This window comes from Streptomyces sp. GQ60 (assembly GCF_059758875.1).
This window is the reverse complement of the sequence record NZ_JCAXEG010000030.1, coordinates 1-18,932: the sequence shown is the minus strand read 5'-3', so window position 1 is coordinate 18,932 and position 18,932 is coordinate 1. Positions and strand designations below refer to the sequence as shown.

General features: G+C 68.9%; 19 protein-coding genes and 5 pseudogenes. 12 read left to right on the top strand and 12 right to left on the bottom strand.

What is annotated here, in order from left to right; translation table 11 throughout:
- Positions 1–18 precede the first annotated feature (18 nt).
- Positions 19–534, bottom strand: coding sequence for a hypothetical protein (locus tag AC6CKD_RS36050; protein WP_498333369.1), 516 nt, complete (start codon positions 532–534; stop codon positions 19–21).
- A 9-nt stretch (positions 535–543) separates the two neighbouring features.
- Here AC6CKD_RS36050 and AC6CKD_RS36045 point away from each other — a divergent pair, with 9 nt between their 5' ends.
- Positions 544–834, top strand: coding sequence for a hypothetical protein (locus AC6CKD_RS36045; RefSeq protein ID WP_498333368.1), 291 nt, complete (start codon positions 544–546; stop codon positions 832–834).
- Positions 835–906: 72 nt separating this feature from the next.
- Here the strand turns inward: AC6CKD_RS36045 and AC6CKD_RS36040 are convergent, their stop codons facing one another.
- Entirely contained in the window at positions 907–1,167 is a 261-nt protein-coding gene (locus AC6CKD_RS36040) for a hypothetical protein (RefSeq protein ID WP_498333366.1), read from the bottom strand.
- Positions 1,168–1,497: 330 nt separating this feature from the next.
- Between AC6CKD_RS36040 and AC6CKD_RS36035 the strand changes: the two genes are divergently transcribed.
- The 7 genes and pseudogenes from AC6CKD_RS36035 to AC6CKD_RS36005 all read left to right on the top strand — a co-directional run bounded on the left by AC6CKD_RS36035 (position 1,498) and on the right by AC6CKD_RS36005 (position 7,373).
- Positions 1,498–2,091: a hypothetical protein gene (locus tag AC6CKD_RS36035; RefSeq protein ID WP_498333365.1), complete on the top strand. Its 594-nt coding sequence runs from the start codon at positions 1,498–1,500 to the stop codon at positions 2,089–2,091.
- Entirely contained in the window at positions 1,980–2,369 is a 390-nt protein-coding gene (locus AC6CKD_RS36030; RefSeq protein WP_498333364.1) for a recombinase family protein, read from the top strand. The genes AC6CKD_RS36035 and AC6CKD_RS36030 overlap by 112 nt, the downstream gene beginning before the upstream one ends.
- A gap of 212 nt (positions 2,370–2,581) precedes the next feature.
- A complete protein-coding gene (locus AC6CKD_RS36025; protein ID WP_498333363.1) occupies positions 2,582–4,297 on the top strand; it encodes an LPXTG cell wall anchor domain-containing protein in 1,716 nt (571 codons plus the stop codon).
- Positions 4,298–4,405: 108 nt separating this feature from the next.
- A pseudogene (locus tag AC6CKD_RS36020) lies at positions 4,406–4,600 on the top strand (YceI family protein); the annotation flags it as partial.
- Between the two features lie 892 nt (positions 4,601–5,492).
- Positions 5,493–6,029: a hypothetical protein gene (locus tag AC6CKD_RS36015; RefSeq protein ID WP_498333362.1), complete on the top strand. Its 537-nt coding sequence runs from the start codon at positions 5,493–5,495 to the stop codon at positions 6,027–6,029.
- A gap of 701 nt (positions 6,030–6,730) precedes the next feature.
- Positions 6,731–6,823, top strand: coding sequence for a transposase (locus AC6CKD_RS36010; RefSeq protein WP_498333361.1), 93 nt, complete (start codon positions 6,731–6,733; stop codon positions 6,821–6,823).
- A 97-nt stretch (positions 6,824–6,920) separates the two neighbouring features.
- Entirely contained in the window at positions 6,921–7,373 is a 453-nt protein-coding gene (locus tag AC6CKD_RS36005) for a DUF6463 family protein (RefSeq protein WP_498333359.1), read from the top strand.
- A gap of 73 nt (positions 7,374–7,446) precedes the next feature.
- Here the strand turns inward: AC6CKD_RS36005 and AC6CKD_RS36000 are convergent, their stop codons facing one another.
- From AC6CKD_RS36000 to nhaA, 6 genes and pseudogenes are all read right to left on the bottom strand, one after another.
- Positions 7,447–7,605: a hypothetical protein gene (locus AC6CKD_RS36000; RefSeq protein WP_498333357.1), complete on the bottom strand. Its 159-nt coding sequence runs from the start codon at positions 7,603–7,605 to the stop codon at positions 7,447–7,449.
- Positions 7,606–7,666: 61 nt separating this feature from the next.
- Positions 7,667–7,807, bottom strand: coding sequence for a hypothetical protein (locus tag AC6CKD_RS35995; RefSeq protein ID WP_498333355.1), 141 nt, complete (start codon positions 7,805–7,807; stop codon positions 7,667–7,669).
- 136 nt (positions 7,808–7,943) lie between these two features.
- Positions 7,944–8,593, bottom strand: a pseudogene (locus AC6CKD_RS35990) (ATP-dependent DNA ligase).
- 189 nt (positions 8,594–8,782) lie between these two features.
- Positions 8,783–8,953, bottom strand: coding sequence for a hypothetical protein (locus AC6CKD_RS35985; protein ID WP_498333353.1), 171 nt, complete (start codon positions 8,951–8,953; stop codon positions 8,783–8,785).
- A 214-nt stretch (positions 8,954–9,167) separates the two neighbouring features.
- A complete protein-coding gene (locus tag AC6CKD_RS35980) occupies positions 9,168–9,611 on the bottom strand; it encodes a hypothetical protein (protein ID WP_498333352.1) in 444 nt (147 codons plus the stop codon).
- A 379-nt stretch (positions 9,612–9,990) separates the two neighbouring features.
- Positions 9,991–11,321, bottom strand: a pseudogene (gene nhaA / locus AC6CKD_RS35975) (Na+/H+ antiporter NhaA).
- A 730-nt stretch (positions 11,322–12,051) separates the two neighbouring features.
- On the opposite strand from nhaA, the gene AC6CKD_RS35970 reads away from it, so the two are divergent.
- The 3 genes and pseudogenes from AC6CKD_RS35970 (at position 12,052) to AC6CKD_RS35960 (ending at position 14,902) form a co-directional block, all read left to right on the top strand.
- Positions 12,052–12,726: a HalD/BesD family halogenase gene (locus AC6CKD_RS35970; RefSeq protein WP_498333350.1), complete on the top strand. Its 675-nt coding sequence runs from the start codon at positions 12,052–12,054 to the stop codon at positions 12,724–12,726.
- 370 nt (positions 12,727–13,096) lie between these two features.
- Positions 13,097–14,097, top strand: a pseudogene (locus AC6CKD_RS35965) (IS5 family transposase).
- Between the two features lie 64 nt (positions 14,098–14,161).
- Positions 14,162–14,902, top strand: coding sequence for a class I SAM-dependent methyltransferase (locus AC6CKD_RS35960; RefSeq protein ID WP_498333348.1), 741 nt, complete (start codon positions 14,162–14,164; stop codon positions 14,900–14,902).
- A 358-nt stretch (positions 14,903–15,260) separates the two neighbouring features.
- On the opposite strand, the gene AC6CKD_RS35955 is transcribed toward AC6CKD_RS35960, so the two are convergent.
- Entirely contained in the window at positions 15,261–16,238 is a 978-nt protein-coding gene (locus tag AC6CKD_RS35955) for an NADPH:quinone reductase (protein WP_498333347.1), read from the bottom strand.
- Between the two features lie 18 nt (positions 16,239–16,256).
- Positions 16,257–16,835 (bottom strand): PadR family transcriptional regulator, encoded by a 579-nt coding sequence (locus tag AC6CKD_RS35950; protein WP_498333345.1) that lies wholly within the window; start codon positions 16,833–16,835, stop codon positions 16,257–16,259.
- Between the two features lie 126 nt (positions 16,836–16,961).
- Here AC6CKD_RS35950 and AC6CKD_RS35945 point away from each other — a divergent pair, with 126 nt between their 5' ends.
- On the top strand, positions 16,962–17,354 hold the full coding sequence (locus AC6CKD_RS35945) for an ester cyclase (RefSeq protein ID WP_498333344.1): 393 nt from the start codon (positions 16,962–16,964) through the stop codon (positions 17,352–17,354).
- Between the two features lie 341 nt (positions 17,355–17,695).
- On the opposite strand, the pseudogene AC6CKD_RS35940 reads toward AC6CKD_RS35945, so the two are convergent.
- Positions 17,696–17,896: pseudogene (locus AC6CKD_RS35940) on the bottom strand (VOC family protein); the annotation flags it as partial.
- The gene (locus tag AC6CKD_RS35935) at positions 17,806–18,501 is read right to left on the bottom strand and encodes a VOC family protein (RefSeq protein ID WP_498333342.1); all 696 of its coding nucleotides are present in this window, start codon (positions 18,499–18,501) and stop codon (positions 17,806–17,808) included. The pseudogene AC6CKD_RS35940 and the gene AC6CKD_RS35935, both read right to left, overlap by 91 nt.
- Positions 18,502–18,932: the final 431 nt, after the last annotated feature.

Genomic DNA, 18,932 nt, shown 5'->3' with positions numbered 1-18,932 from the left:
TTCTGAAGCGCTGTCAGCCTAGTGGTGGAGGAGCCACCAAGCGCCTCCTGCAATGAGCACCACGGAGACCAATACGACCGCTGGCCGGAAGAACCCGCCCCGCCGCCGTACCGGCGTCTTGGTCGCCGCCCCGCCGTATGGGGACGGGGGCGGAGGTGGGCTGGGGGGCGCCCCGACCCATTCGATGACGGGGGGCTCCGGGTCTCCCCATGCGCCCATGGTCTCCGGGCCGCCCGTGGCCTGTCTGGAGCGCCGCAGGAAACCGCAGCCCTCATGGCGCCAGCGGATGCCGGCAGCGTCTGTGAAGTCGACGGTGATGTGCCGTAGGTAGCCGTACTCGGAGGACTCGGTGGGCGGCAACTGGAAGTCGTCCTCACCCATGCCCAGAAGAGGTGATTCGCCGACCACCTCGTCGCGGAAGGATACGAGCACGTCCCGGACTGGCTGGTTGGACCGGTTGTGGATCACAACCTTCGGGATGATCCAGTTGCGGTCCAGAGGGGACGGGAGTCGGGTGACATTCACGCTGATCATGGATGCCTGATGCCGTTCCTGCTGCCGCCGGGCGCTCTGCTCGCGCTCGTGGAGCCGCTGCTCCAGCTCTCGCTCGCGTTGATGCCTCTGAAGTTCCGCGTCACGGAGCGCGGCTTCCTGCCCCTCCTGCCGACCCTTCTGCCGGTGAGCCGCGTAGCTCAGCGTCAGACCTGCCAGGCCGATGAGCAGGCTGAACGCGGCAGCAAGATCTTGCATCATGCCCGGATTCTGGTCGGCCGGCCCAGTCACGTCACTGCGCAACCCCGGCCGGACGGTCAGTCCGACTCACAAGTCACCTGAACGCCTCTGGCTTCACTCTTAGTTCGGCTCCTTGGCCTCGGGCCAGATCTGTGGGCCTTCCCCCCTCGTACCTCACCCCTTCAGCCGGCCCTCGACGTCGATCCAGCTCTGCCCGCTCTCTCCCGCCCACGCCGCGATCGCTCCGCGAACAACGTCGGTCTGGTCGCCCCACACCTTCCATGCGGCGCTCCATTCCGCATGGGCATCATCCGTCCGCCCGCCCGCAGCCGAGGGCAGCCCAGAGCGGTACTGAATCTCTTGAACCCGCGCCCATGCGGTGTCGGAGCGCTTCTGGAGGAGGATCAGGTCATCGGTGAGTTCGATATCAGCCACCGCCGGAGCCGAGAGCCCGACACTGACAGCGCCCTGCAGGGCGCCCCGGAACACTCCACATACGGCGCGAGCTTCGAAGGGAACAGCGCGATGACCACACCCCCGCCGTCCAGGAGGCAGCCCGTTCTGGACTGCCAGCCTTCACAGCTAGGTCCCCGTGCGAAGTGGCCAGTTGACTGCACCAACGTAAGACTCGGTCGGGCAGGGCGCCCCGCGGCGTGATCGTGCGGCCGTGCCTGCTCCCGGACGTGAGTACCGCGTCCTGCTCGATGTCCCGTCACCGGGCACCCCAGCGACTATGGAGTGGGGGAGGCCGTCCAAACTCAGGCCATGGACGTCCCCAAACTGTTGGAAGCCGCTTCCTTGCTCGTACCCGAGGAACTCGCGACGGAGAACGACATCACGGTGAACGACGTCCGGGAGTACCTCGCCCATGACGAGTGGGAAGTGGCTCTGAACCTGCTGGAGGAACTCGGTGACCGCCGACCCCTTCCCCTCGGCTTCTGGGAATCCCTGGCAGAAGCCGCCGAGCAGATGCAACTCGAAACCAGTGCCGCCTGGTGCCACTGGCGCAGCTACGAATCCCGGAACGGCATCATCCGAGCCGAGCTCACCCTCCGCCCGGCCGCCGAACCCCGACGGCGGACGCCCTTTGCCGGAGCCGGCGCACTGCGCCCGATGTGGAGCATCGGAAACCTGTCCCCGACCGGCGAACCGGCGCACAACATCGCGAGACTCTGGGTGGAGCGCACACCCTTCATGGAGCCCGGTGGACGAGCCTCCGTACGGCTCGCCCCTCTCGACGCTTCACCGTGGCGCCGCCTTCAGCCCGGACAGGAAATCACCATGCACGAGGGCCGACCCGTGACCGGGACCGCGGTCATCCTGGAGGTTCTACGCCCGGTCACCAGGCCCGCCGTGTAGATGCCGGCCTCGCATCGTCGGTGCAGAGAAGCCGGCAGCCCCGTTGTCGCTACAAGCTGCTGTTCGGCTTCTTCGCCGCGATGGCCGAGACCGAGCGGGAGAACCTCCGGGAGTCAACGCTGGAGGGACTCGATACCGCGGCCTGCAAGGGCAAGTACGGGCCGCCCCCGGTCATGACCGACGACTTGCTGCACACCGTGCTGTGGCACCGTCGAGGTGAAAAGGGAGCCCGGGCGTGCCACCGGGGCGCCGGGTCACGGGGTCACCGGGTCCGGTGAGACGGTGCGACCGCGTGTCGGAGAAGAAATGATTGAGACGGCAACCTTTTCGCTCCGAGTGGCCACTTAGGGGTGTACCTACGAGGGCGAGCCATGGTCAGCGGCGCTACGCCCTCCGTGTCAACACCCGATCGGAGCCCCACGTGTCACCAGACAACCCGAGATCCGCCGAGCAGCCGATGCCTCGGGGGCGCACGCCCCGCCGTAGCCGGATGCGCCGGCATGTTGTCGCGGGGGCGGTGGCGGCGCTCGCCGCCTCGGCCGGTGTCGGCGCCCTGGCGCCCAGCGCGGGCGCCGCGCCGACCATCGGCATCAGTGTGGATGCCGGTACCTCCTTGGGCACGGTGCCCAGCAGTGGTGTCGGCCTCAACACGGGCTTCGGCGACGAGCACATGGGTGACGCCAGGGTGACCTCGCTGATGAAGGCCGCGGGAGTTCGGCAGCTGCGCTATCCCGGCGGCTCCGGCGCGGACGACTACCACTGGAAGACCCACACCTCCGGCGACGGCAGCGGCTGGATCCCCTCCAACACCACCTTCGACCACTTCATGGCCACCGCGAAGGAGGTCGGCGCCCAGCCGATCCTGACCGCGAACTACGGTTCCGGCACCCCCCAGGAGGCCGCCGACTGGGTCAAGTACGCCAACGTCGACAAGGGTTACGGCGTGAAGTACTGGGAGATCGGAAACGAGGTCTACGGCAACGGGCACTACGGCGACGGCAAGGGCTGGGAAACTGACGAGCACGCCGACAAGAGCCCGACGGCGTACGCGAAGAACCTGATCGCCTACGCGAAGGCGATGAAGGCCGTGGACCCGAAGGTGAAGATCGGAGCGGTGCTCACCACCCCCGGCGGCTGGCCGGATACGGAGAAGGCTCCCGGTGACAGCGCGGACTGGAACAACACGGTGCTCTCCATCGCGGCAAGCTCGATCGACTTCGTCATCGTCCACTGGTATCCGGGCGGCACCACCACGGCCGACCTGCTGAACACCCCCTCCCAGATCGCCGGTGTCACGTCCACGCTGCGCTCGCTGATCGCCAAGTACGCGGGCTCGCGCGCCGCTTCGGTGGAGATCGCGGTCACCGAGACCGACGCCGTCGGCTCGCCCGCGTTGACCAGCCAGACCGCAGCCCTGTTTGCGCCGGACACCTACATGACGTGGTTCGAGCAGGGCGCCACCCACGTGGACTGGTGGAACCTGCACAACGGCTCGGGCGAAGCACCCACCACCGTCCACGGCGAGACCGACTACCGGGACGGGGGCATTCTCTCCGCTGGAACCTGCGCCGGTGGGAAGTGCCAACCGCCGCGCGACACGCCCTTCCCCACCTACTGGGGCATCCGCTCGCTGACCGCACTGGCGCAGCCTGGCGACACCATGGTCAAGTCGTCCTCGGGCAACCCCTCGGTTGCTGTGCACGCGGTGCGGAGCAGCACCGGCGGTCTGAACGTCATGCTGATCAACAAGAGCCCGCAGAACGCGGCGCAGGTGTCGCTCTCGTACGCCGGATTCGCCCCGGCAGCAGGGGCGGTCACGACCGTTTCGTATGGCAAGGGAGACACCTCCCTGACGACGGCGGAGCAAGGCACGGCGGTCGCACAGACGCTGCCGCCGTACTCGATCACGACTCTGCAGCTGAAGCCCGCGTCGGGTACCGCCGGCGCTGACGAGCCGACGCCCGCCCCCACGCCGACCACCCCCACGCCGGTTGTCTCCGCCTCCGGCAAGACCGGCGGCAGCCGTGCGCAGCTGGAGATCGGCGCACCCGTCGGCCAGCCGACCCCGAGCAGCACGTCCGGCGACCTGGCTTCCACCGGGGTGAGCAACACTGTCACGTACAGCGCCCTCGGTGGCCTGCTGGTCGTTGCCGGCGGCGTGCTGGTGCTTCGCGGACGTCGCCGCAGGGCTGTGCACAGGAAGTGAGACCGCGCGAGTGACTGACGGCCCGGCAGCAACGCCACCCACCCGTGGCGTACGCGCCGGGCCGTCGGCGTCGGCATCGGCATCGGCGGTCAGGAAACAAACAAGGCCCGGGTCGTTGACCTGGACCTGGCCTACCTCGGCACCGGTCCCGACCGGTGGGGCGGCCCAGGGGCCGTGTTCCGGGCCACCGTGGAACTGCCGCGCGAAGACTTCGCGATGAACTACAACCAGGTCGTCCAGGCCGGCCTGGCCGCCATCAGCACCACGCTCCGCGTCGGGATCGACCTCCGGGCCGTCCAGGGCGCCCGGTGCTCCACCCCGGGTCGGCGTTGTTCGAGTTCGGTGCCTTCGCCACGTCCATGCCGAGGATGCCGAGCAGCACGACCAGTGACCGTACCGAGGACCGGGGAAGTTCCTTCACCCGGCCCTGGAACCCTTCGGCCTCTGCGGCGGTGGCCGGGGGCTCCAGCCACGGGTAGATCGGATCCACCCGGAGGTCGAACTCCCCCTCGTCCGGGTTGACCGACCGCCACCCGCGCCGCCCAGGTCTCCGCATTCAGTTCTTGCCGCCTCGGCATCCTGTTCAGGCCGCCGGATCGGGCAGGTGGGTTCCGAGACCCGTCCCCCTGCTCTTTGCCGGCCGGCGCATCCGCCCGGGGCTTGCGAGTCAGGGGACCTCGTCGTCAACTTTGCTCTTCGTTTATGCACACTCCACGCTCCGGGCCACCCTTCTTGCCGTCGCGTCAGCCGGTGAGGACCCCGCTCGGCGAGCACTCGTTCTTGGCCTTCGGCCTGGGCAACACACCAGGGAGAGGTGCGGAGCGTCCACAAGCCTGGTGCATTCGTGAACCTCGACGGCTCGACGGCGAACCAAAGGGAATCCCGGCTCGAACAAACCAGACGGCAGGGACGACCAGCCTCTACGCAGACCGGCAGCGTACAAGGACGGACTACCGGCTGCCCGGGCCCGGTCCGGGGCAGGACCGGGGGCATCCCCGCGTGCGCGGGGAGCAGGTGTGAGGTGGCCTTGTATTTCTTCAGGCGATCTAAAGCGCACATGTTCCGCCGAACCTGTGCAAGGCAGCGCCGAAACAGGGCAGGTTTCCCTCCATGTGGCGACTCGGCCCGTTCATGAGGTAATCGGCCGTAAATACTCAGTACCCGCAGACCACGTGGACATGGAACTCTGTCTCTCGTGAGCGAGCCGACCCCCTACGACCATCACCGATCCGCGTACTCCCGTGAAGGGCTGGCCCGGCTCGTTCTTGCCGACCACGCCACGGAGGTGGCGGACAGCGCCGCCGGGCTGGTGGGTACCCGAAACGACGTCGATACCGGACTCGCCGGCCGCGTCAGCCAAGCCCGGCAACTCATCGAACTGGCTGAGCGGACTCTGAATTCGGCCGTCGTCTACGAAGTAGAACGCGGCAGCTCCTGGGCACAGGTCGCCGCCTACCTGGGTATCAGTGTTGAAGAGGCCCGAGAGCGGTACAGCCCCACTGTCCAAGCGTGGAACACCGCCTTCGAGGAGCCGTATCGATTGGACGAAACGGGCCGCAAACGCATCCCCCAGCTGCCCACCGCGGCATACGATCCCACCTGGGCATGCACTCAGCTGGACCGTTGGGCCTTCCTGCGGCATGTCGGGATCGACGACAGGCAGGCCGTCAGCGCCGGCCTAGTCATGGCCGACACTGCGGACGCACCCATCCCGGCAAAGGACGGGAGCTGAGCGATGGCACTCTCCGGACTCGACGCCGAACGGGTCGTCCGACTCTCGGCCTTGACCGACGAGCTCCGCCCCCTGCTGGCGACAGGCACGGAGATGCCAGCGATTCAGTCGATGCTCAGCGCGCGTGGCATCGGCGTGATGGACTCCATCATCGTCACGCGCGAACTGCTGTGCGCTGGGCCGGGAGACCTTGGTCTGGCAAAGACGCTGGTCCTCGGCACTCCGTCGCGCAATGCCGAACGGGAAACAGCACCACGCACTTGTCGACGAACTGCTCGTGGCGCTCGACGAGGTCGACCAGGCCTGACCACATTCCGAGGCAATGCCGGGCCTGACGCAAGGTCACGGAAACGTCGGACTCTGGGCTTTACGAGCGATCCGGAAGTCACGGTATTCGTCGCACACAATGCCCTGATTGACCCAGCGTCCGGGATCCGCTCCGAGCTCCTGCACGGCCACCTCGAGGGCTTCCTCGGGGGTCGCCAGGACGGCGATTGCCCGCGTCCGTGAGACGCGCCACGAGCGTCGACGGGTAGAGCCCGACGACCTCGCCGCGCGCCTGCCAGTCACGGTCGAACACCACTTCCCCACGGTGAACCGGGCGCCGCCGGTCACTGGTGACCTGCCTGCGCGCAGCGCTTCATGAGGGGGCCCGACTTGAGCCGTTGCTGCCGCGGGGCATCAAGTCGGGTCGGCCGTAGGTGTGGACGCGGCGGCAGTTGATAGACGGCATGCGGTGGCGGACCCGGACCGGCGCCCAGTGGCGGGATGTGCCGGAGCGGTATGGGGCGTAGGAGCGGGTCTATGACCTGTTCCGTCGCTGCCGTCGCCTCTCATTTATACGCTACCGTATACATGAACTGTACGGCACCGTATAGATGAGAGGCCCCCTTGAGCTCCAGGAAAATACTGCTCCGTTGGGCGAGCGGGATCATGCTCGTACTGGGATCGGGACACCTGATCCTGCTGGCGCTCTCCGCCTGGGACGACGTCACCGGCTGGGCAGAGCGGGGGATGTGGGCGGCTGTCCCCCTCGACCTCTCGGAGGGGGCGCCGCAGACAGTGGAGTCCCTCACGAACTCCGTCACCTTCTGGGCGGGTCCGGGGAGCTTCGCCGTGCCCATGATTCTGCTGGGCTGCCTGATATGGCACTTCGCCGGCCGCGGGGTGAGCGTGCCGGCCTGGACCGGCTGGGGCCTCGCGCTGTGGTGCGTGCTGGGCGGCGTGCTCCTTGTGCCGTCCCCGTTCTTCGTCGGCGCCGTCTCCGGAGTGCTCATCGCGCTGGCGGCACGGAAGGAGGACCAGCCGGCAGCCGTCCAGGCCCGGGAGTTGCACGTGTCCTGAACGCGGAAATGAAGCGGTCGGCACTGCCCCCGAGTGGGCAGCGCCGGCCACATCTCGCCCGGCTTGCAGCCCGCTACGCAGCGACGGTGCTGGTCGCAGCCATCAATGAGTGCGGGACGCCGTAGCGGACCACGCCGCCCACGCTGCTCTGCGAGGCGGTGCCGCGCAGGCGGGTCGGCCATTCAAGCGTGATCCGCAGGCCGCCCGACCCGGGCCGGAACCGGTCGGTCACCCTCACCTCGCCGGGCCTCAGGACGGGCACAGGCTGCTTTCGCGCAGCCGCTGCCGACCAGTCACCCAGCGGCGGCAGTCGGCCCGGCCCCGAACCTCGGCACGTCCTCGACCGTGACGTCCAGGCGCAGGCGCTTGTAGCGCAGCGGGTGGCGGAAGTCGCCGCCATGGTCGACGGCCCGGTCGGCACTGACTCCCGCCACTTGGTCCGGCCGGACCAGGACCGCGTCCAGGACGTCACGGCTCCCCCCGCGCCGCGGCGAGGAGCTGCGGGTGGGCCACGGTGCGCGTGACGGTGCCGATGATCGCTTCGGTGGTGTTCCGTCTTCTGATCTTGGTCTACCCGCGCACCGAGGGCCGGTACGGCTGGTTCATGCCCTTGACGACCAGGCCTTCGAGCCCGGACACGTCGGTCCAGGATTTCGGCCACTCGCGTGCCTTGGTGGGGTCGGTAGTCATCGGGCACAGGGCCCACGGGACCGTCAGACGCTGCGCGGTGAACAGGCCCTCCAGGAGTGCGCGGCGCTCCCGGTAGGGGCGCGCCAGGAGCTCCACCCGTCCAGCTCTAACACGTCGAACGCCACGAAATAGGCCGGCCACCGCACGGCCAGACCACGGGCGCTGCGGCCCCGGTCGGCCGCCCGGCGTTGCGACCCCTTGAACGAAAGCCGGCCTGCCTCGGCGTCCCAGACCAGTAGTTCGCCATCGAGGACCAGGCCGCCCGGCGACAGCTGCTCCGCTGCGACCACCGGATCAGGGAAACGATCCCGTACCAGCGACCCGCGGCGGGTCTGCACCATCATCCGCCCGTTGGATGTGTCCGGGGTGAAGGGGATCGCGCGGTGCCCGTCGTATTTCTGCTCGTAGGCGCGCCGCCTACGAGCGCTCCCCGACCGGGCAGCGGCTCGGCGGCCTGCGCCAGCATCGGCTTGACCGGCGGTCTCAGCGTCGCCCTGAAGCCTCCCTCTCGCCTCTCCCCCAGAGTCCACCGGACCCGAGAGACCCGGGCCGGCCGACGCCCGGGGGCGTCATCCATCCGAGGGGTGGGCAACGGGGCCGTCTGGCGAATCTGGGCAGCCGGTGTGCGGCACGGTTGTGCGTGGCCAGTTGAAATCCCCCATGGGCGGCCGGTGAGCAGGTATCTAACTGGCCGCAGACGGTCACTTTGTGTTGGACGCTCATCCGGCAGCGGGACGGGTCCGAAGCCAGTAGGAGCGGGCCGCGATGGTCAGGGCGATGCCGTAGACGGCGAACGCGGCTATCCCGATCCAGCCGGCCAGCAGCGCGTCGCCCGAGGAGTGGAAGTCGCCCGGCCGCATCGTCACTGCGCCGGCTGTGGCCAGGGCCAAGTACCCGACTCCCACAACGCCGTACGGCGCGAGCGTGGCAGCGCCGAGCAGAGCCGGGGCGAGCGGGAGCCAGCGCGGCACTCGCCGGCCGCGCAGGAACAGCGTCCAGCGTGGAAAGACCTGCCCCCACGGGCGGACCAGGCCCCAAGGCAGAAGAACGCCCCGTACGGCCAGGAGCGCGGTGGGGTCCAGGCCCCAGGACTCCAGGGTGAGGTCAAGTGGCCGGATCTGTCGAGGCCTGCTCGTCGCTGATCGCGGTGTGCACGGTGATGATCGATGCGACAGCGTCGATCTCTGCCGGTCCGGAGATCGGCAGCCATACGAGCTCGCACATTTCATCGAATCGCCGGACGCGGCCAGCAGCGTCCGCAGGCCAGGCGTCCGGGAGCGTCGGTAGGTGGGTCAAGGAGATCTCGTCGATGAAGCTACCGGCGATCTGCGGGGGCTTGTCGATCGAGACGTGGTGGAGGTTGGAGAGCACGATCACGACGTCCGGCTTCCGAGGTCCGTCTCCGAGGGTGATCTCCAAGGAGTCTTCCTCGGGGAAGGCATCGAACGAGATGCGGCTGATGAAGTATCCAACGCACGGTGCGAGCGTGCGCGCGGCGTTGGTGCATCGATTCTTGAAGGCGTCTCGCGCCTCAGCCGTATCCGTCACAGCGAGAGGCTACGAGTCCCGCGCGCCCGGGGCGAGCAGATAGTCGGACCAGATCGACCGAGACGACATCGGGTGCCGGACTCCCGGGCCAGATCAGCCGAGGTTCCCGATGGTCAGACGTCTCAGATGATCTGGTCGCCGCAGGTCACTGCCCTATCCCTGAACAAGATAATTTTAGAAGGGACAGTTGGCTCGCCAGGCCAACTACGGTGCTCACGATTCCTGCGGAGACACGTGACGGGGCAGGCGTAGCGCTGTCGGGGGTCACCGTTCGGGTGAATACCAGCCCCCTTCGGCCAGGTCCGCCGAACCGGAGTGCCCATGACCACGGCCCGGTGCTTCAGCTCGGAGAGCAGCAGGGCGGCGTCGCCGCCGGACATCAGGTGTGCGGCCCGTCCGCACGGGCGGCGGCGCTCTCGGTGTCCGGTGTGGATGCGTTCTGGTAGATGTCGGGGCTGCCGTCGTTGTCGGCGTCGATGTTCTCCGCCTCGTACAGGCGCCGGTAGACCGTGTTGCGCCTGCGCAGCAGGACTGCGGCGAGGAGCGCGGCGGCGAGCGAGGCGATGAGGACGGCGGCTTTGACGTGCTCGCCTGTCCCGGTTCCGGGGAAGGCGAGTTCGCCGATGAGGAGGGCGACGGTGAGCCGATCCCGGCGAGCACCGACAGGCCCAGGACGTCGGCCCAGGCGAGGTCGGGGTTGAGCTGGGCGCGGGTGAATCGGGCTGCCAGGTAGGTTCCGGCGAAGATTCCCAGCGTCTTTCCGACGACCAGCCCGATGACGATGCCGACGGGTTCGGGGCTGGTGAACACCGCGCCCAGGGCAGGGCCGGAGATGCTCACCCCAGCGGCGAACAGCGCGAACAGCGGCACCGCGATCCCGGCGGAGAACGGGTGGACCAGATGCGAGACCCGGGCGGCCGGTGAGACTTCTTCGCCCTTGTCGCGGGTGGTGCGCAGGATGAGGCCCATGGCGACGCCGACGACGGTGGCATGGACGCCGCCGTTGTACATCAGCGCCCAGATCGCCACCCCGAGCGGCACGTACCACCACCAGCCTCGTACGCGCATCCGCTGCAGCAGGTAGAAGACGGCCAGGCCCGTGAAGGCTCCGGCGAGGGCCCACAGGTTCAAGTCGGAGGTGAAGAACACCGCGATGATCAGGATGGCGCCCAGGTCGTCGACGACGGCGAGGGTGAGGAGGAAGGCACGCAGCGCGGCCGGCAGGTGCGTGGACAGCACCGCGAGGACAGCGAGGGCGAAGGCGATGTCGGTGGCCATGGGGACCGCCCAGCCCGCGCTGCTGCCTCCGCCCGCCGTGGTGGTGGCGAGGTAGAGGGCGGCGGGCACGGCCATCCCGCACAGCGCGGCAATGACCGGTAGCGCGGCTGTGGCCGGGGTGCGCAGTTCTCCTACGACGAGTTCGCGTTTCAGCTCGATCCCGGCCACGAGGAAGAACACGGCCAGCAGCCCATCAGCCGTCCAATGCCCTACCGACAGGTCCAGGCCGAGGGCCGGTGTCCCGAAGTGGAAATCGCGCACGGATGCGTATGCCGCGCTCCATGGGCTGTTGGCCCAGATCAGTGCGAGAACGGCCGCACCGAGGAGGACCACGCCGCCGACGGTCTCGGTACGCAGGGCCCGGGTGATCGCCTGCCGCTCGGGCAGCGGCAGCAGACCGAGGAAGGGGGGACGCGAGCGGGTGCCGGCCATGGCAGGGGCCTCCGGAGGTGTCAGCCAGAAGAGGGCACACTGCCCCCAGGACGCCGACCAGACTTCCCGGCACACCGCACGCCAATTCTTGACGCGTTCTTTACACCGTATCCACCAGGCGGCCGCTGTCTGCCCCGCACCCCCGCACATGATCACATCGGTGTGAGGTCGTGATCATTCTGACGGCGGCCCACCAGCGGCGCTCACGGGCGGACAGCCCGTAGAACGCCGACCGGCCCAGCTCCGCGCCTGCGGTTGCTGTTGGGTCGCGCAGTGGATGGTGCCGCCGCCGCCGGCGATGCCGTCGCGGTTCGCAACCGAACGCGTCAGCCGTGTCATCCCCCACGCTCCGTGACCGTGGCCCCGTAGGCCATCCCAGGTCGCGGCATGCGGCGCCGACTCCGTTGGCATCAGGAGCCCCGCGCACGAGAGGGCGGGCCCCTCGGGCGATTTTCTGCTCCCGGGTGCTTCCTCCCCAGCTGGAGCCGTGCAGGCCGTGAGACCGCCCGACGTCCCGCCGGCCGCCGGTGCCGACCCTGCCATCAGCAATCTTCGACGTTCGAACAAGGCCACCCCCCAACATTCGCCAGATTGGCTGACAATTCAGTTAGCGATGGAGTAGGGCTAGAGCCGGTTATTGGAACGTTCCTGCCAATGAGCGGCGGCCAGGGCAGGGTCCAGATGGTCGAGGCCCAGTTTGGCCCTCGTGGCCAGGAGGGATGCATCGGCCGTGTTCTCATTGCCTACGTCTTCCCGCTGGGAGTCCCTGCGCCGGCGGTTCAGCGCCGACGGCTACCTGCCCTTGCAGGGGCTCCTCACCCCTGCCGGGCTCGCGGAGCTCGGAAGCGAAGCACGGAGGCTGGAGGCCGATGCGGTGCGGCGGGACTTCCGCATGCCCTGTATGGACGACAGCCCCCGGCACATGACCACCCTCGGCGGGCATCAGATCGCCCAGGCCTCACCAGTGATCACGCGGCTCTACGAGGACCGTGATCTGCTGCGGCTGCTCTCGGCGCTCTTGGACGAGCATGTCGTCGCCGTGCACGACTCGGTCGAGCGGCACGTCCTGAATGTTCTCCACCGCCCCGGGGACACCCATGGCGCGCACACCGACGATTACCCGCTCGCCTTGGTCCTCTTCCTTGAAGCGCCGCCCGATCCCGCGGACGGCGGGCTGCTGGAGTTTCACCCCGGGCGTGGTGACCTCGGCGCTCTCGACGGGCCCGGCACCCGCCGCGTTCACCACCGGCCGGCTGACGGCTACCTCCTGCGCAGCGACCTCACCGCCCACCGCGTCACCCCGCTCGGACGCCCGGGGGTGCGGCGTACCGTCCTCAACTTCGCCTACACCACGGCCGACCGCCAAGCGGCGACCACCACCTCCGCCTCCCTCCTCTACGACTAGAGCCAGACCGGCACCGAGTCATGCAGGTCACCGAGCCGTCGGCCGCGACGGCCCCCGGGACCGCACTCCCCCGCGACACCAGTGGCCTTGTCGGCACCCTTCTGACGGTGCACAGGCATCGCCACCTCGGCCGGGTATCGCCGCCTCCGCCCCGGCAGTACCCGCGGCCGAGGAACCGGCGGCCGTGCCGCGGCGGCAGCGGCGGATCCCCGGCACGGGCGGTGGCGCCAGCGCTGAGGGCTCGTCCGGCGGATCATGGCCAGGGCCGGACCAGGGTGAGGGCGGCCAGTGCCCTAGGGCCTGTATTGAGTCGTGATCGGTTTGCCGGATCTGGCCTCGCTGTGAGGGCCGATCCGGTAGTCCGGTACACATGACGCGTGCGCAACTGACGGACGACGAGTGGGGGTTCGTCGAGCCGTATCTGCCGGTCGGTGAGTACGGCCCGTATCCAAAGCGGCTGCGGGAGCAGTTCGAGGGTGTGATCTGGAAGTTCCGCGCGGGAGCGCAGTGGCGGGAGATACCGGAGCGGTTCGGCGCCTGGTCCACCGTGCACAACAGGTTCAGGCAGTGGCGGGACGCCGGAGTTTTCGAGGCGCTGCTGGAGGGCGTGGTAGCCGAGGCGGCAGGGCGGGGCAGGGTGGACATGTCGCTGGTCAGCGTGGACTCCACGACGGTCCGCGCCCATCACGACGCGGCCGGAATGCGTCTGGAGGAGGATGTTCTGGACGCTCTGGAAAAGGCCGCCGTCGAGGCGGAGGCGGCTCGCCAAAAGGGGGCGGCGAGGCGGAACAAGACGGACACGGCGACGTCGCTGATCCCGGCCGGGCCGAACGGCGGCGCGTCCGGCGACGGCGCAAGCTCCGTTTGAAAGCTGCTTTGCTCGGGCGCTCACGAGGCGGACAGACCAGCAAGATCCACCTGGCTGCCGACCGCAGGTGCCGGCCCTTGGCCCTGATCCTGACCGCAGGGCAAGCCGCGGACAGCCCGCAGTTCATCCCCGTGCTCAAGAAGGTACGGGTCCGCGGGCCCGTCGGGCGTCCCCGCACCCGGCCCGGCGCAGTCGCCGGGGACAAGGCCTACTCATCCCGCGGCAACCGCGCCTACCTGCACAAACGCCGCATCAAGGCAGTCAACCCGAAGAGGGACCAGGCATCCAACCGGAAGAACAAAGGCCGCAGGGGCGGCCGGCCGGTCACCCACGATGCCGACCTCTACAAGGAGCGCAACACCGTCGAGCGCCTGATCAACAAGCTGAAGGCCTGGCGAGGCATCGCCACCCGATACGACAAAACGCCCGAGAGTTACCTCGCCGGACTCCACCTGCGCGCCTCAATGATCTGGATCAAGGACCTCACCCGGACCGTCCCTTGATCACGACCAAATACGCGCCCTAATCGTGTTGACTGCCCCGGCAAGCAGTGCTGGAGTCGGCACGGTGGACAGCATCCCCGCCAACCGGCGGCTCTGGAACCAGATCAGCAGCGCCTACCAGCACGAGCACGACCCCCAAATCGGCGCCGCACCCCGACTGTGGGGTATGTACTCCATCCCCGACGCGCACCTGCACGCACTGGGCGACGTCACCGGCAAACGCGTCCTCGAACTCGGCTGCGGCGCCGGCCAGTGGTCCAAGGCGCTCGCCGCCGAGGGAGCCACCGTGGTCGGATTCGACCTGTCCGAAGCCCAACTGGCCGCAGCAGCAGGCGCGATGGGAGCGGCACGCTACCCGCTCGTGCAAGGCGCCGCCGAACATCTCCCCTTCGCCGCGGACAGCTTCGACCTGGTGTTCTGCGACTTCGGTGGGCTCAGCTGGGCGCCCCCTCACCTGGCGGTCCCGCAGGCCGCACGCGTCTTGCGCCGTGGCGGACGCCTGGTGTTCAACGTCGCCAGCCCATGGTTCGAAGCTTGCTACGACGAAGCCGCCAGCCGCGTGACCACGACGCTGCGGCAGGACTACTTCGGGCTGGGCACCATCGCCGAAGGCGAGGGCGCGACCAGCTATCAGCTCACCTACGGCGACTGGGTCAAGGTCCTGCGCGGCGCGGGTCTCATCATCGACGATCTCATCGAGCCGCGGCCCGAACTCGGAACACGCAACGGCTACAACGAAACCGACCCACCCGACTGGGCACACCGCTGGCCGGCGGAACTGCTCTGGGTAACCCACAAACCGTAAAGACCGCCGCACCGAGACGAGAGGACATCCCCTCGTCGGCCGCGCGTCGGCCGGGCGTCGGCCGGGCGTCGGCCAGTGCCCCGACCAGCACGTGACTCCGCAGTCCTGGGGATCTACGCTGGAGAGGGCGGCCGGCGTGCTGAGCGGCCCCCCGGCCGTCACCCGTGAGCACCTGCCTCACCTCCCCCTCCGTGCAGGTGCTCACCCAGACGCTCGATCCGATGGCCGTGCTCGGCCCGGCAGCGAACACAGGCACGCAGAACCGCGCCGAACGGTGGCGTGCACGGCGCGATGATCCGGCAGCTGGCCATCGAGACAAGCTTGGCTGGCAGCCCTCGACCATCCCACGTCTACGCTTTTAGGGGATGGTGATCAGGATGCGGCCGTGCCCGCCGGCGTCGACGTGGTCGTGGGCCTTGGCGATGTCTTCCAGCGGGTGACGGTCGCCGACGGCGACGGTGAGGGCGCCGACGGCGGCCGCGGAGGTCAGGTCACGGGCGGCCTGACGCTTGGCCTCGGCGGGGAAGTCGTCGCTGCCGAGCAGTCGCAGGGTGACGTTGTTGAACAGCAGCGGCCAGAAGGGGATCTCGGTGCGGTCCGTGCGGGTGGCGTAGGCGGCGATGACGGCGTTGTTGGCGGCGACGGCGTTGTCGAGGTCGGCGTTGTCGGACAGTGCGACCTCGATGATCCGGTCGACGCCCCTCGGCGCGTACGAGCGGATGGCCGCGGCGGGATCGCCGGTATCCAGGGCGATGGCGTGGGAGACGACGGCCGGGTCGACGCGGTCGAGGTCCGCGGTACGGCGGACGGTCGCGATCACAGTCGCGCCGGCCCAGTGGGCGAGCTGGGCGGCCAGGGAGCCGACGCCACCGAGGACTCCGTGGACCAGGACCAGCCGGCCGTCGACCGGGCCGTCGGCGAAGACGGTGCGGTGGGCCGTGATGCCGGGGATGCCGAGGCTCGCCCCCAGCTCGTCACTCAGATGGTCTGACAGAGGTACGGCTTGGTGGTCGGGTACCACGGTGCACTGGGCCGCTGTGCCGAAGGGACGGTAGGACTGGGCGCCGTACACCCAGACCCGCTGTCCGACGCGGCGGGCGTCGACTTGGGTGCCCACGGCGTCGACGACTCCGGCGGCGTCGCTGTGCGGGATCACCCGTGGATAGGGCATGGACGAGCCCAGCCAGCCGCGCCGCTTCTTGGTGTCGCCGGGGTTGATGCCCGAGACGGTGACGCGGACGCGGACCTCACCGGGGCTGGGGACGGGCTCTGGGAGTTCACCGACGCGCAGGACATCGGTGGCGGGGCCTTGGTCGTCGTACCAGGAAGCAAGCACGGGTACCTCCGTGGGTGGTCAGCTCGCGGGAGCGGCGGGCTCATGCGGATCGTTGTCGGCGCCTGTGGTGTCGAACGCGGGCGGCTTCTCCCCGAGGGTCTCGCGCAGCCAGGTCCGCTCCGCGCGGCTGGTGGCGCGGGCGGTGAGCAGCATGCCGCGCCGGTAGGGGTCGGCGATCTCCTCGGCGCGCAGGGGCCGCTCGTGGTCGTAGAAGAAGCTCGCCGGTTCTTCCAGGAACTCAAGCCGTCTGCGCAGCACCGCGTGTTGTTCGGCCATGTCGGGCAGGTGGGAGAGGAATGCCAGGACGATGTAGAACCGTGTGAAGTCGGTGATCTCGTGGTCGGCGGGCTTGCGCAGGCGCTGAAGCATGTCGGCGCGCCCGGTCCCGGTCAGGCTGAGCACGTACCGGGCCGCCCCTGCGGCCGGGTCGGCGCGCCGCTCGATCAGGCCTGCCTTGGTCAGACGGCTGATCGCCGGATACAGGCTGCCGTCACTGACCGGCCGCGTGTAGCCGGTCAGCTGTGAGACGCGGCGGCGCAGCTCGTGTCCTGGTAGGGGTCCTTCGGCGAGGAAGCCGAGTATCGCGAGTTCCAGCATGAGTCCATCTTCGCACGCAGACATCGAATCGATGTACACATCGATTCGATGTTAAGCTCGTAGGCACTCGCCCAAACGTCTTCTGGAGAGGCACAGCAGATGCCATCGCAGTCCACCGAGTCAGTAATGAACCGTTTCGTCGAGTTCATCAACACGGGCAACGAGGATCTCGCCCGCGAGGTCATTTCTCCGGACGCGGTGTTCCACGCACCCAGTCATCCGGAACCGCTGCGGGGGCCCGATGGGTACATGGAAGTTCTCGGGATGATGCGCAGCGGCTTCCCGGACGTTCAGTGGACGCTGGAGGAGACGGTCACCGAAGGTGACACCGTGGCCGCGCGGTTCACCATGCGGGGATCCCACGGCGGTGAGTTCTTCGGGATCCCGGCGAGCGGCAACAGGATCTCGGTGCAGGCCATGAACTTCTACTACCTGGCCGACGGCCGGATCGTCGGCGAACGGGGCCAGCCCGATCTCCTCGGGGTGATGCAGCAGATCGGTGCCGTACCGGCGCCGTGAAACCACGTCGGGCTGGGTGAGCCTTGGATTGGCGGCTGCCCGGATGGGCCGAAAAAACGCGGTGGTAACGGGCAAGGAACCGCATTGGGCCGCGGGGCACCGGCGCGGGTTCACCGCAAGAGGTCGGTCTTCTCTTGGTCCAGCGTCTTCGTGCAGACAGCGCCCGTTGCGGCGAGAGCTTGTCACCCTGACGTGGCTGGGCCGTGGGAGTGCTCGACCTGCATTTCTTCTGCTTGAACGCCGACTCGCCCAGCGCGCCGCTGACCCCGTGGCTCCCTGAGCTGGGCCTGCGTTCTGCCGGCCTGCCGGGTCGTGAAGCCACTTGTCACCCAGCCGGCCGGTCATGGCTCCTGGGGGCTACGGGTCGTGGCGTCGAACTGGTCGAGGGTGAATAGGGCGCCGTCGGGGTCCCGGAGGGTGGCGTGTTCGGCGGGCAGCCGGTTCGGTCTGCTCAGGGCCATCGCCCCAAGCCCCAGGGCAGTGGCCTGCGCCTGCTCGAGGTCGGGCACCTTGAAATGAACCAGCCAGCGGGGCCGCTCGTGGGACCTGCGCCCGCCACCTCCACCGGCCCGCTGTTCAGCCGGGCGACCGGCTCCCCACCCGCGCGCAGGACCACCTGATCAGCCTCGTAAGAAGTGTCGCAACAGCCTGGCTCTCCCCCCTCGCCCCAGCCGAGGACCCCACCATAGAAAAGAGCGGCGTCCAGTGCGTCGCGTGTGCGCAGTTCGAGCCAGGCCGGGGCCCGTCCTGGGCCGACGGTCCATCCGGAGAGGACGAGCCCCTCCCACAGGCCGAAGCCGGCGCCGTGGCGGTCGGCGACCAGGGCCGCTCTGCCCCGCAGTGGGTAGGAGATCGGGCCGACGCCCACCGCGCCGCCGCGCTCGCGGACCCGCGCCGTCGCCGCATCCGCATCGTCCACCGAGAAGTACGCCGTCCAGGCCACCGGGACCGCCAGCTCCCCGGCCACCGCCGCGATCCCCGCTGCTGGCACACCCTCACGCTCCGCAACCGAGAAATCCTCCCCGAGGCCGCCGGCACGGAATGTCCAACCCAGCACGGCTCCGTAGAACCGCTCCGCCGAAGCGAGATCTCGAGCTGCCAGGCTCAGCCAGCACGGTGCCCCGCGAAACTCCGACGCCACCAGCATGACGGCCTCCTGACCGGTCGGCCTTGTCAGACTTCGCCACGGGGCGCACCGTTCTCAGTACCGAGGAGGCGCCCGGCCTCGACGATGGGGGGCGATCGTGCGTGGCGAAAGCTGTCACGACGCGCCTGCCCACACTTCCCCCGAAAGCAACACCAGCCCACTAACCCGGGCATTCCTGTCAACGTGGCGGCTTGGGCGCTGCACGAGCTCGAGAGTGGACCGCGCCTCGCGCCGCCGCACGAATCAGGAGGTCTGGGGCGGAGGCGCCGGGCCTGGCGCCGTCGGAGCCCTGATACGCAAGATCCACTGGGCAAAGGCGCCATCGCCCGAGCCACAGCTCTGAACATCAGGAACCGATCAGTCAGGCAGCGGCCGGCTGGGGTTGGCGCAGTTCTGCCTGGCCGAAGAGAAGGGCGTAGCCGCCGGGAAGT